Genomic DNA, 12571 nt, shown 5'->3' on the forward strand with positions numbered 1-12571 from the left:
ATGCCAAGGATGGATTTGACGGGTGAAGAACGGATTGCCGCAAGCCGTGCAATTGTTTGGAGCGCCCTTAATGATCCCGAAATACTGAAAGCTTGCATTCCCGGTTGCGAACAATTGGACTGGGTGAGCGAGACGGAACTGGAGGCAACACTTGCTGTTCGCCTTGGCGTCATCAAACCGCGCTTCAGCGGCGCAATTTATTTGAGCAATCTCAATCCGCCGTTTTCCTATACGATCACTTGCATGGGCAAGGGAAGCATAGCAGGCATAGCCAAGGGCGGTGCAGATGTATCGCTTATTGAGGATGGAGGTGAGACGCGCCTTGTCTATAAAGTGAATGCCGAAGTCGGCGGCAAGGTGGCAAAATTCGGCAGCCGTCTGATCTCCTCAACGGCGAGTAAAATTGCCACGCGCTTCTTTGAAAAATTCAATGAGGCGGTTTCCGCCCTATAACCATTGATACTGTCGCAATTTCCACAGCTCATGGCGGAAAGCCGTTTGGGTTGGGATCGGCTAAGCCGGATATCCTGACGTGCGCAATTTTGCGCCGGACAGCTTTGCATGCGTAGTTATGATTTCATCATTGTTGGGTCTGGATCGGCTGGCTCCGTTGTTGCAAACAAGCTTTCCGAAAACGGCCGCTACTCTGTACTCGTCCTCGAGGCTGGCGGGTCAGATCGTCGATTTTTTATCACAATGCCGCTTGGATATGGCAAAACCTTCTACGACAAATCTGTCAACTGGATGTATCGCGCCGAGCCGGATTCCGGACTTGGAGGTAATGCGGATTACTGGCCACGCGGCAAAGTGCTTGGTGGGTCAAGTTCCATCAATGCCATGGTTTATGTACGTGGCGCAGCAGAAGATTTTGACGAATGGCGTGATGCTGGAAATCCCGGCTGGGGTTATTCGGACCTAGAGCCCATTTTCCGCTCTCTTGAAGATCACGATGGACCTGCCACAAGTCTGGGCAAAGGCGGGCCTCTGCATGTGACTGATTGTTCAAAGCTCTTTCACCCGCTGGCGAACAGGATGATCGCAGCCGCGCAGGAAGCTGGGCTGCCCTATAACCCTGATTTTAACGGTACGACACAGGAAGGAGTAGGACCGTTTCAGCTGACCACAAAAAGTGGGCACCGTATGTCGGCTGCCAAGGCATTTCTGCGCCCGGCGATGAAGCGCCGGAATGTTACGGTACTGACCGGAGCGATGGTAAAGCGGATCGTATTTGAGGGAAAGCGCGCTATCGGCGTTGAATTCCTCCACAAGGGAACGATGCAAAGTGTCACTGCCGGTCGAGAGGTCATACTTTGCGGTGGTTCGGTCAATACACCGCAATTGCTCGAACTATCAGGTATTGGCGATGCAACGAAGCTGAGAACACTCGGCGTTGAGGTCGTCTCTGATAGTCCGCAGGTGGGCGAGAATCTCTCCGACCATCTCGGGATAAATTATACGTACCGCGCAAATATTCCGTCCCTCAATCAGGTGCTTCGCCCTTGGTGGGGCAAGGCCTTGGCTGGCATCGAATATTTGCTGCTACGAACTGGACCACTCTCAATCAGTATGAATCAGGGCGGTGGTTTTTTTCGAACTGACCCGTCGCGGACGCGCGCCAATATGCAGCTCTATTTTCAAGCGTTCTCAACGCTTGTGCCCAAAAATGGCGAGCGGCCAATCCTCACTCCGGACCCTTGGCCGGGGTTTTCAATCGGTCTATCCAATTGCCGCCCGACCAGCAGGGGTTCGATCCATATTCGCTCCCGCGACGCACATGATGCGCCGAGAATAATAGCGAATGCGTTTTCCACTGAACATGATGTGGCAGAAATGCTGGATGCGGTGAAGTTCCTGCGAAAAATTGCAGCAACTGCAACTATGTCGAAACTGATTGAGGAAGAGCTCCTGCCCGGTCCGGACTGCACAAGCGATGAAGCATTGATCGAGGATTTCCGCAAGCGCAGTGGGACTGTTTATCATCCCGTATCAACATGCCGTATGGGGCCCGATGCGTCGCGGTCCGTCGTGGACTCCCGCCTCAAAGTTCATGGCATAACAGGTTTGCGTGTTGTCGACTGCTCGATATTTCCGAACATTATCTCCGGCAATACGAATGCCGCTGCGATGATGGTTGGAGCTAAAGGAGCACAGCTCATCTTGGAAGATCAACCGTAGCGCGCTTCCATCATATCGATATCGCGCACCATCTTGCTGGCGATTGTACTTTCAAGCCGCCGTGCCCGCACCAAGCGGTAAATCTCCTGCCTTTCAGCCTTCAGCGCTGTAATGCGAAGCCGTTTCTCGATTTCCTCGCTGAGAACGGCCAGTTCGCGTTCCTCGCCAAGGTGCATTCTTCCATCAATACGCTTGCGGTAAAGTTCCATGATACGGGTGGCTACATCGGTAAAAATATCAGCATCAGCGCGCCCAGTTGCCAGATCATGCTGTGCTTTTTCGATAGCCATGATCGCAGCCTCGGCGGCAGCGATACGGGCGTAATCTTCTTCCTTCTGGTGCGTATCTTCCGCGGGGAGATCGATGTTCTTGAGCAGCTTGGGCAGGCATATACTCGCCATCACCAATGAGAGAATAATAACGCCGGCAGCAAGAAAGATGACAAGATCGCGCGCCGGAAAGAGCGTTCCATCATTCAGGAAAAGCGGCAAGGTGAGAATGCCGGCAAGGGTGATTGCCCCGCGCACGCCGGCGAATGACATGGTTGCAACCAATTGCCAGCTTGGTCGCACCACTGTCTGCTGTCCGTCGGAACGGCGTGAAAGTGCAAAGCGCCATGATGCCCATACCCACAAAAAGCGTAGGCCCACCAGCGCTCCATATATAACCACAACATAAACTGGCAGCCACCAATAGCTGGAGCCACTGGCGTGCACGTTTTTGACGGCACCCCAGAATATGCTTGGCAGTTGTTCGCCCAGAAGAACAAAGATCGCTCCATTGGCAGCAAACTGTGCTGTATCCCAAACTGCGGTACGCCTTACCCGCGTTACCGCGAGTGACTGGCTGGAATTTTCCGCGTAGCTCATGGTGATACCAGCAGCCACCGCCGCGAGAATACCTGATGCGTGGACATGCTCAGCCAAAAGATAGGCCCCGAAGGGAATGAGCAGGCTGATAAGTATCTGCGAGCCGCTTTCTTCACCAAGCCGTCTGGTAAGGAATGCCTTGCCCCGGGTAACGCCAATTGTCACGCCGATGCCAATTGCGATGCCTGCGAAGGCAAGCCACAGAAAAGTAAAGAATGCGGCTGAAAAAGAGAAGGCCCCGGTCAGCATCGCCGCCACTGCAAAACGCATGCAAACCAGACCGGACGCATCGTTGAGAAGCGATTCACCTTCGAGAATGTGCATCATACGGGACGGTATGGGTACGCGGGCCGCAATTGCAGAAACAGCAATTGGATCTGTTGGCGACACAATGGCCGCCAATGCGAAGGCAACCGGCAGTGGTATGGACGGTATCATCCAGTGAACGAAGAAGCCTACCCCCAGAACGGTAAAGATTACCAGCCCCAGTGCCATCTCCAGAATGATGCCCTTATCCCTGAACAGACCTTCCTTCGGGATACGCCATCCATCGAGAAACAGCAGAGGCGGCAGGAAAAGCAGAAAGAAAATATCCGGATCAAGTTCGACGCGTATACTGGCCACTGAGGCAATGGCCGCGCCGAGACCAATCTGCACCAGCGGCAATGGTACAGGCAGAGGCAGCACACGGACGACACTATCGCTGACGACAACCGCCAGCAGCATCAACAGGACAATGGTAATCGTTTCCACGGCGAATCCAGTTTCAGTCTAATATTCAAGATGGAGGAAGTGCGGGTGCTTTGTCGAGGTGAACCTTGGCAACTTTGTGCCAAGATGTAGCCAAATGAATGAATTGGGGCGTTAAGTTAAAACAATCGTGAACAACGTTTTTACGTTTACGTTAGTGTAATTGCTTGCAAGACTAATCCTCTCGCCATAGGAGATATTGTTGAGTAGCATGGCGTAGGGGAAATGGTGCCAAGCTAGTAGCTAACTGGGAGGTTAATGTGGCTAAACAGACAAGTCCGGCAACGAAGTCTAAAATTGCAGCACAGAAGACTGTAAGCGAAAAACCAGCAAAGGCTGCGAAGCCTACCGGAAATGTCAAAGAGGCTGCTGCCAGCAGCCAGACAGCATCAACCAGGAAAGCCGCTGCAGCACCCAAGGCTTCAGCGAACACCAAGCCATCGGTAAAACCTGCAACGGCAGCTGTGAAAGCGGAGAAGCCAGCAGCCAGTAAACCGGCGACGGCTGCAAAGACGAGCCCGGCCGCAAAAGCAGCGCCGTCCGAAAAGGTTGCGGCAAAGGCTCCTGCCGCTAAAAAACTTCCAAACAACAAGGCCGCGCCAGCCGCGGCTGTAAAGCCCAGTGCGTCTCCAAAGGCGACCGTCAAACCAGCTGCTAAAACGGCGTCAGTCACAAGCACCAAGCCGGTTGCCAAACCTGTAAAGGCACAAGCACCGGCGCCGACACCTGCCGTTTCCACCAAGCCAAAAACAGCGGCCAAAGCCGCTCCGGCAAGCAAAGTCTCGGCAAAAGCTCCTGCTCCTGAGAAGGCTGCTGCGAGTACGCCTGTTCCCGATAAATCCGCAGCAAAGCCGAAGGCGCAAGCCAAGTCCTCTGCAAAGACTAACGCTGCCGCAAACAAAACGACCGGAAAGCCGATTATGCCCACGCCAAAAATGTGGGTAAAGCATTATCCGGACAATGTGCCAGCGGACATTCCCGACTTGCCCAATGAATCGCTTGGCGCCTTTTTTGACGAAGCATTCAAAAAGTTCAGTGCCAAGCCTGCATTTGATTGCATGGGCAAAAGCATCAATTATGGGGAACTCGACAAATATTCCCGCTCTATCGCTGCCTGGTTGCAATCCCGCGGGTTGGTCAAAGGTGACCGCGTCGCGATCATGATGCCGAATGTGCTGCAGTACCCGGTTGTGATTGCAGGGGTTTTGCGAGCTGGTCTGATCGTCGTCAACGTCAACCCGCTCTACACGCCGCGCGAACTTGAGTATCAGCTCAAGGATAGCGGCGCGAAGGCAATTTTTGTTCTTGAGAATTTTGCGGCGACGCTGCAAAAAGTTGTCACAAAGACCTCGGTGCAGCATGTCGTCGTGACTGCCATGGGCGACATGATGGGTCTGAAGGGTCACCTGGTAAATCTGGTCGTACGGCGGGTAAAGAAGATGGTACCCGCTTGGTCATTGCCGGGCCACATCCCCTTCAAAACGGCGCTGGCAAAGGGCGCTTCGATGTCCTTCAAGTCCGTCGATGTCAAACGTGCCGATGTTGCATTCCTGCAATATACGGGAGGCACAACAGGCGTTTCCAAAGGCGCTACACTGACCCACAGCAATATTCTTTCCAACATAGAACAGATGAGCATGTGGTGTGATGTGGGTTTCCGGCTGAAGGGTCGGCCGGACAGCATTGTGTATGTTTGCGCACTGCCGCTCTATCATATCTTTGCGCTGACAGTGAATGCGATGATCGGTATCAAGCAGGGCGGCCTCAATATTCTCATTCCCAACCCGCGTGACATTCCGGCCTTTGTTAAAGTCCTGCAGAAGCACAAGTTCCATTTCTTTCCGGGGCTAAGCACATTGTTCAACGGTTTGATGAACAATGAAGAGTTCCGCAAACTGGATTTCAAGGAACTGCGTATGTCCTTCAGCGGTGGCATGGCAATGCAAAAGCCTGTTGCCGACCGCTGGAAAGAACTGACCGGCAGCCTGATGATTGAGGGCTATGGTCTGTCCGAGACCTCGCCTGTTGCGTCTGCAAACCCGCTTGATGCAACTGAATTTTCCGGCACGATCGGCATGCCCATGCCATCAACGGATTTTTCCATACGCGATGATGACGGCAAGGAATTGCCTTTGCTGGAAGTCGGTGAAATCTGCATTCGTGGACCGCAGATCATGGCCGGATACTGGAACCGCCCAGATGAAACTGCCAAGGTCATGACCTCGGATGGTTTTTTCCGCTCCGGCGACATGGGCTACATGGATGAACGCGGCTACACGAAGATTGTTGACCGCAAGAAGGACATGATCCTTGTCTCCGGCTTCAACGTTTATCCGAACGAGATCGAAGAAGTAGCCATGGAACATCCCGGTATCGCGGAGGCCGCTGCAGTGGCGATTGCCAATGAGCATTCCGGTGAAGCCGTTAAACTTTTCATCGTGCGCAAGGACAAGACTTTGACCGAAGAGGCCGTAAAAGCTTTTTGTGCAGAACGCCTGACCAACTACAAGCGACCGCGCGTCGTTGAATTCCGGGACGAACTGCCGAAAAGCAATGTCGGCAAAATCCTGCGGCGTGAACTTCGCGACTGACAAGAAAGGGAGGGCTTAAACCCTCCCTTTTCATTTCAGATAGGCTGCCCCACATCAATGCGATTACCGTCGTGGTCCTCAAAGACGAATGCCCTGAGGCCATAGTCCTTGTCTTTCAGTCCCTTGATGATACGCAGGCCTTCGCTCTGGCAGATTGCATGCAACGCGTCGGCATTGTCCACGATCATATGAGCCACATTGAACGGGGGTGGATCATAGTCTTTTTGCAGGCTGAGATGCAGTTCCGCACCCTCGCGCTTTAGAATCATAAACCCTACAGGATTGCCGTTTTCGAACGTTTTGGTGAAGCCGAACGCGCGTGTGTAAAAATCATGCGCACGGACCATATCTTTGACCGGCAGCATGGCCGCAATACGCCCAAAGTGGATGACATTCTCATCTTTCATCTCATAACCTCAATTGTTGAAAGCGCATCCTGCCATATCGCGCGGTGGCGACACGATGGATTGTGCTTGCTTTAAAGATCATGAGACGGTGCCCACGCATTTTCTATAATAGTAACTGATGCTGCTGAAAAGGGTGCTCAGGCGACCTTGTCGCGAACCTGATAATCTTTGATCGCAGCAAAACGTATCGCCTTCCAACGCTCTGCTTCATAGGAAAGCGAGAAGCTGTTCTGCGCCAAAAACACAGGATCATTATCAAGGTCATGGGCGATATCGGCGCGGTGCCCATTGATAAAGCGCTGCAGTTCTGCCGGGTCATCGGCAGAAATCCAGCGCGCAACGGTGAACCGCGCAGGCTCGAAGCCAACCGGCAAAGTATATTCGACCTTGAGACGCTCTGTCAGAACGTCGATCTGCAACGCACCGACGACGCCAACGATTGCCGGCGAGCCATCATCCGGCAGGAAGAGCTGGACCACGCCTTCTTCCGCCATCTGCTGAAGCGCTTCACGCAGCTTTTTGGCTTTCATGGCATCATCCAGACGCACGCGGCGGAGGATTTCCGGCGCAAAGTTTGGAACACCGCGGAAGAGCAGGTCTTCGCCCTCTGTCAGCGTGTCGCCAATGCGCAATGTGCCGTGGTTGGGGATACCAACCACATCGCCAGCCCAAGCCTCATCGGCAATCTGGCGACTACGGGCGAAGAAGAATTGAGGTGCGGAAAGGCCCATGGGCTTGCCGGTGCGCACAAGCTTGGCCTTCATGCCACGCGAAAGTTTGCCTGAGCAAACACGCAGAAACGCAATACGGTCGCGATGGTTTGGGTCCATGTTGGCCTGAATTTTGAAAACGAAGCCGGTCATCTTGTCTTCTGTTGCTTCCACCCTGCGCGTATCGGCATCTTGTGCGCGCGGGCTTGGGCCAAAGTCACAGAAGGCCTCGATCAAGTCCCGTACCCCGTAATTGCGCAATGCCGAACCGAAATAGACGGGTGTCAGATGCCCTTCACGAAACGCTTGCAGATCAAACGGATTGCAGGCGTCGCGCGCCAGCGTCACTTCATCGATCCATGCTTGACGTTCGTTTTCGGGCAAAAGTCCCGAAGCGCCTGACGCTTCAGGACCATTTACAGGACGCGGTGTTTCTTCAGAGTCGCGCTGACGGACAGTGTTGTTCTGGAGATTATATGTTCCGGCAAAGCTTTTCCCTCTGCCGATTGGCCAGGTGATCGGTGCCGTATCCAAGGCAAGCTTCTGCTCGATCTCATCAAGAATTTCATAAGGGTCGCGACTCTCACGGTCCATCTTGTTGATGAAGGTAACGATAGGAATATCCCGCATACGGCAGACTTCGAAAAGCTTTAGCGTACGCGCTTCGATACCCTTGGCGGCATCGATCACCATGACGGCACTGTCAACGGCAGTGAGCGTCCGATAGGTATCGTCGGCAAAGTCTTCGTGACCCGGCGTGTCAAGCAGATTAAAAATGCAATCCTTGTATTCGAAGGTCATCACGGAGGTGACGACCGAAATGCCGCGATCACGCTCGATGTTCATCCAGTCAGAGCGGGTCTGGATGCGATCTTTCTTGGCCTTGACCTCGCCAGCAAGCTGAATCGCGCCGCCGAAAAGCAGCAGCTTTTCAGTCAGCGTGGTTTTACCGGCGTCAGGATGCGCAATAATCGCGAAAGTACGGCGCTTGGAAACGGGATGGTCTGCAGAAGACATAAAAGATAGCTCGAACAAAAGGAAAGGTTGGCGCCTTCTATCAGCCCCAGCCTTTCCCGTCGACCTTCAATTCCAAGGTCAGGCGCTTTCAAGTGCAGGCGCAGATTCCTCAGTGCCCATGAAAGTCTCGATGGTAATTCGCTTCGTGTCCTTGACCGTCACGAAACTGTTCGGCGGGACCGGCATCCAATTGCCGGCTTCACCATCAAGTGGCTCCGAAACGACGCACAGTCCCGCATTTGGTGCAAGCGTTGCCGTATAGAGTGATGGGGCAAAACGATCCGTTGCATATCGAACCGCATAAAGCTGATGGCCATCAGAAAAAGCTGCAGTCAATCGAATAAATGCCGGGACACCGATGCGATCTGACTCGGCCTTGATCGCATTGACAGTCGCAACAAGAGCCCGGGAGGGATCGAGATCAAGGCCATGCTGCAGCATGAGCAGGAAAATCAACTCCGAATCCGTCGAGCCAAGTTTTTGCGCATAGATTGCATCATCCAGACGGGCTTCAAGGCTACGCCGCAACCTGTCGAAATGTCCTATTTGCCCATTATGCATGAAGCTCCATTTGCCTGAAACAAACGGGTGGCAATTCATGCGGCTCGTAACACCGCCTGTTGATGCACGAACATGGGCAAGAAAAAGATGCGACCTGATCTGACGGGAAAGACTGCGCAAATTCTGATCTGACCATGCGGGCAGTATATCCCGGTACAACCCCGGTTCTTCACGCGCCCCGTACCAGGCCACGCCGAAACCATCCCCGTTCGTGCGGGTTTTGGCTTCATGGGCATCGTGGCTTTGCGCTATCAGCGAATGGCAGGGAGAGGCAATGACATCTTCTAGGAAAAGCTCAGGTCCGAGATAGGCAGCCCAACGGCACATGATTCACCCGCATTTGGTCACATAATGGCGGGTGATTTCTCCAACGGGAATCACCAGCTCCGTGCTGGGATAATATCAGATTATGTGCAAACAATGGATCTCGCCTATCTTGTGAGTTGACGGTGCCCGCCGTCTGGTGAAAAAGGTCTCTTCATGTCACAGAAAACCGATTCCACTCACCCGAACAATCCTGCACTTGGCCTGGTTCGCCTTGATCATGCCAAGGGGCTGGAACTTCCGTCTTATGAAACGTCCGGCTCTGCCGGTATGGATCTTCGCGCAGCTGTTCCCGAAGACAGGCCATTGCTGTTGCTTCCCGGCAAACGTGCCCTTGTGCCAAGCGGGCTGATCTTTGAAATTCCTGAAGGGTATGAGGCGCAGATTCGCCCTCGCTCCGGGCTTGCGCTCAAAAACGGTATCACCTGCCTCAACGCTCCTGGAACGATTGATTCCGACTATCGCGGCGAAGTAAAAGTGATCCTTGTCAACCTTGGCGAAGACGACTTCTATGTCGAACGTGGAATGCGGATTGCACAGGTAGTGCTTGCACCAGTGGTTCAGCTTAATGTTGAAGAGCGGCAGCATGCCAGTGAAACATCCCGTGGTGCTGGTGGATTTGGTTCGACAGGTACAGCATAGGAAAGAAACAAGACTGGGAGGTCATCATGGACAAGGGCAAAACATTTCGTCTTCTGCATCAAGGACCGGACGTTTTGCTGATGCCCAATCCATGGGATCCCGGTACAACGAAATTCCTGGCGTCTCTTGGTTTCAAGGCCATGGCGACCAGCAGCGCCGGATTTGCCTTTTCCCGTGCGCTTCCTGATGGCGGCATAACTTTCGATGTCATGATGCAGCATTGCCGCGATCTTGTCGCCGCCACCGACCTTCCTGTTTCCGGTGATCTGGAAAAGGGCAAGGGCGACAGCGCTGACAGCGCGGCAGAAACTATTTTTGCTGCCGAAGCCGCTGGCCTTGCCGGCTGTTCGATCGAGGACTTTTCTGGTGATCCGGACAAACCGGTTTATGAATTTTCCCATGCCGTCGAGCGGGTTGCCGCCGCTGCAGAAGCGGCACGGGCTTTAAAACGCGACTTTGTTTTTACCGCGCGCGCCGAGAATTTCCTCCGTGGCAATAATGACCTTGATGACACGATCAAACGTCTTCAGGCCTTTGAACAAGCGGGAGCCGATGTGCTCTTCGCTCCCGGCATTACTGATCTCGAGAGTATCACAACGCTCTGCAAATCGGTCTCCAAGCCGCTGAGTGTGCTAGCTCCGGCATCGTTGACAGTTCGCGAACTTGCAGAAGCGGGTGTCCGGCGAATATCGCTCGGACCAAGACTGACAACTGCGGCATTCAGCGCGATTCATGATGCAGCCCGACAGGTACTTGACAAAGGTACATTCGAGTTCGGTACGACGGGCGTCACTTTCGGCAATCTGCAACAGCTGTTCTCGCAGGATGCAAACAAGGAAAACTGAGTTATGGCACGTCCCGATCTGGTGATTTTCGACTGCGACGGCGTGCTCGTTGATACCGAAACAGTTGGCAATCATCATCTGGTCAAAATGCTTGGCGAAGCTGGTTTCCAGACTACGTTCTCGGAATTGCGCAAAACCTATACCGGCATGCCGATGCGGGCAGTTCAGGAAAAGGTTGAAGCGCAAGGCTATTCACTTGGCGCCGATTTTGTCGAACGGTGGTACAAAGCCATCCCCGTGATCTTCGAGAATGTCGAGGCAATTCCTTACATCGACGATGTCATCACTGCGGTCCGGAATGCCGGTCTTGCCTATTGTGTCGCTTCCTCGGCGAATGTCGAAAAAATGCATATTACCCTTGGAAAGACCGGTCTTATCGGTCATTTCGAAAAGGTACTTTATAGCGCATCAATGGTTGCGCGGGGAAAGCCGTTCCCTGATCTGTTTCTCCATGCTGCTGCCGAAATGGGCTATGATCCAAGCCGGGCTGTTGTGATCGAAGATAGCGTTGCAGGAACAAGGGCTGGCGTAGCCGCCGGTATGCGTGTCTTTTCCTATTGCGGCGATGAACATGCAGACCGCGAAGGCCTGGCAGCGGCAGGTGGAATCCTGTTTGACGATATGCGCAAACTGCCTGCCCTCTTGGAAATCGCGTGATGGGCAACCCGTTGAAGGTCATTGATATGCATACGGGGGGCGAGCCCTTGCGAATCATCACCGACGGATATCCCAGATTGCCCAAAGGTACGATTCTGAGCAAGCGTGCTTATGTGCGTGACAGGCTCGATCACTTGCGAAAAATTCTGATGTTTGAGCCCCGCGGTCATTTCGATATGTATGGGGCACTGCTGGTGGAAACCGACCTTCCAGATGCTGATCTGGCAGTCCTGTTCATGCACAATGAGGGGTATTCTACCATGTGCGGCCACGCGATTATCGCCCTCGGTCGCTACGCTGTCGATTATGGACTTGTCGCCAAGGTGGAGCCGGTCACGACCGTTCGCATTGAATGCCCATGTGGAATGGTCGTCGCTTCCGTGGAGGTTCGCGATGGGAAATCCGGCGGCGTCTCCTTTGAAAGCGTTCCGGCCTTCCTGTTTGCAGGGGACCAAACAATAGAGGTTCCGGAATTCGGTGAGATCACCTTCGATGTTGCTTATGGCGGTGCGTTTTATGCCTTAGCCGATTGCAGGCAATTTGGACTTGAGTTTGGGCGTGATCCCGGGTCAGCGTTTAAACATGCCGCGACAGCTTTGACTGAAGCAGTGAAGGAAGCTGTGCCGCTTGATCATCCCGATCACAAGGATCTCGCCTTTCTCTATGGGTCGATTCTTACCGATGGATCAGATGAATGGAATGAAGCCCCAACGAAGAACGTCTGTATTTTTGCTGATGCGCAATTGGATCGCTCACCTACGGGATCGGGGGTTACGGCCCGGCTTGCTGCAATGCATGCCAAAGGACAGATAATCCAAGGCAATGCCCGCATCTTTGAAAGCATTGTAGGATCACGCTTTGCAGGTTTTGTAGAAACAACTACCAAAACTGGCTCCTTCGATGCCATTACTGCCCGTGTTTCCGGACATGCCTACTATAGCGGAAAGGCTGAATTCATTGTCGAAGATGATGATCCATTGGGCGCTGGCTTCCTGATTTCCTGAGAATCGGCTTCAATAATCG

At 53.4% G+C, this 12571-nt stretch carries 11 protein-coding genes; 7 read left to right on the forward strand and 4 right to left on the reverse strand.

The features are described from left to right. Window positions 1-9 precede the first annotated feature (9 nt). Both PMI41_RS19455 and PMI41_RS19460 read left to right on the forward strand, forming a co-directional pair. Entirely contained in the window at window positions 10-453 is a 444-nt protein-coding gene (locus PMI41_RS19455; protein WP_008127720.1) for a carbon monoxide dehydrogenase subunit G, read from the forward strand. Between the two features lie 108 nt (window positions 454-561). After that, window positions 562-2175, forward strand: coding sequence for a GMC family oxidoreductase N-terminal domain-containing protein (locus tag PMI41_RS19460; protein ID WP_008127722.1), 1614 nt, complete (start codon window positions 562-564; stop codon window positions 2173-2175). Here PMI41_RS19460 and PMI41_RS19465 read toward each other — a convergent pair. Beyond that, complete coding sequence (locus tag PMI41_RS19465; protein ID WP_008127724.1) at window positions 2166-3797, reverse strand: Na+/H+ antiporter; 1632 nt, start codon at window positions 3795-3797, stop codon at window positions 2166-2168. The two genes, PMI41_RS19460 and PMI41_RS19465, sit on opposite strands and share 10 nt — an antisense overlap. 461 nt (window positions 3798-4258) lie before the next feature. Between PMI41_RS19465 and PMI41_RS19470 the strand changes: the two genes are divergently transcribed. After that, window positions 4259-6385, forward strand: a complete 2127-nt coding sequence (locus PMI41_RS19470; RefSeq protein ID WP_348225807.1) for a long-chain-fatty-acid--CoA ligase — start codon at window positions 4259-4261, stop codon at window positions 6383-6385. Between the two features lie 35 nt (window positions 6386-6420). Here PMI41_RS19470 and PMI41_RS19475 read toward each other — a convergent pair whose 3' ends face one another. The 3 genes from PMI41_RS19475 to PMI41_RS19485 all read right to left on the reverse strand — a co-directional run bounded on the left by PMI41_RS19475 (window position 6421) and on the right by PMI41_RS19485 (window position 9407). Then, window positions 6421-6792 carry a VOC family protein gene (locus PMI41_RS19475; protein WP_008127729.1) on the reverse strand — a complete coding sequence of 124 codons (372 nt, stop codon included), beginning with the start codon at window positions 6790-6792 and terminating at the stop codon, window positions 6421-6423. Window positions 6793-6929: 137 nt separating this feature from the next. After that, complete coding sequence (locus PMI41_RS19480) at window positions 6930-8519, reverse strand: peptide chain release factor 3 (RefSeq protein WP_008127731.1); 1590 nt, start codon at window positions 8517-8519, stop codon at window positions 6930-6932. A gap of 78 nt (window positions 8520-8597) precedes the next feature. Next, window positions 8598-9407 carry a class II glutamine amidotransferase gene (locus tag PMI41_RS19485; RefSeq protein ID WP_008127732.1) on the reverse strand — a complete coding sequence of 270 codons (810 nt, stop codon included), beginning with the start codon at window positions 9405-9407 and terminating at the stop codon, window positions 8598-8600. Between the two features lie 153 nt (window positions 9408-9560). Here PMI41_RS19485 and dut point away from each other — a divergent pair, with 153 nt between their 5' ends. From dut to PMI41_RS19505, 4 genes are read left to right on the forward strand one after another with little or no spacing between them, the layout of a single operon-like run. Then, window positions 9561-10046 (forward strand): dUTP diphosphatase, encoded by a 486-nt coding sequence (gene dut / locus PMI41_RS19490; protein WP_008127734.1) that lies wholly within the window; start codon window positions 9561-9563, stop codon window positions 10044-10046. A gap of 26 nt (window positions 10047-10072) precedes the next feature. Further along, window positions 10073-10891: an isocitrate lyase/phosphoenolpyruvate mutase family protein gene (locus PMI41_RS19495; protein WP_008127735.1), complete on the forward strand. Its 819-nt coding sequence runs from the start codon at window positions 10073-10075 to the stop codon at window positions 10889-10891. A 3-nt stretch (window positions 10892-10894) separates the two neighbouring features. Next, window positions 10895-11548 (forward strand): HAD family phosphatase, encoded by a 654-nt coding sequence (locus PMI41_RS19500; RefSeq protein WP_008127736.1) that lies wholly within the window; start codon window positions 10895-10897, stop codon window positions 11546-11548. Then, window positions 11548-12552: a proline racemase family protein gene (locus PMI41_RS19505; RefSeq protein WP_008127737.1), complete on the forward strand. Its 1005-nt coding sequence runs from the start codon at window positions 11548-11550 to the stop codon at window positions 12550-12552. Before PMI41_RS19500 ends, PMI41_RS19505 begins: the two co-directional genes overlap by 1 nt. The last annotated feature ends 19 nt before the right edge of the window (window positions 12553-12571 follow it).

The sequence above is a fragment of the Phyllobacterium sp. YR531 genome (assembly GCF_000282595.1).
GTDB lineage: Bacteria > Pseudomonadota > Alphaproteobacteria > Rhizobiales > Rhizobiaceae > Phyllobacterium.

Bases quoted from the DNA above. Each gene is read 5' to 3' on its own strand.
- PMI41_RS19455 (WP_008127720.1), top strand. From the start codon at position 10: ATGGATTTGACGGGTGAAGAACGGATTGCCGCAAGCCGTGCAATTGTT.
- PMI41_RS19460 (WP_008127722.1), top strand. From the start codon at position 562: ATGCGTAGTTATGATTTCATCATTGTTGGGTCTGGATCGGCTGGCTCC.
- PMI41_RS19475 (WP_008127729.1), bottom strand. From the start codon at position 6,792: ATGAAAGATGAGAATGTCATCCACTTTGGGCGTATTGCGGCCATGCTG.
- PMI41_RS19480 (WP_008127731.1), bottom strand. From the start codon at position 8,519: ATGTCTTCTGCAGACCATCCCGTTTCCAAGCGCCGTACTTTCGCGATT.
- PMI41_RS19485 (WP_008127732.1), bottom strand. From the start codon at position 9,407: ATGTGCCGTTGGGCTGCCTATCTCGGACCTGAGCTTTTCCTAGAAGAT.
- dut (WP_008127734.1), top strand. From the start codon at position 9,561: ATGTCACAGAAAACCGATTCCACTCACCCGAACAATCCTGCACTTGGC.
- PMI41_RS19495 (WP_008127735.1), top strand. From the start codon at position 10,073: ATGGACAAGGGCAAAACATTTCGTCTTCTGCATCAAGGACCGGACGTT.
- PMI41_RS19500 (WP_008127736.1), top strand. From the start codon at position 10,895: ATGGCACGTCCCGATCTGGTGATTTTCGACTGCGACGGCGTGCTCGTT.
- PMI41_RS19505 (WP_008127737.1), top strand. From the start codon at position 11,548: ATGGGCAACCCGTTGAAGGTCATTGATATGCATACGGGGGGCGAGCCC.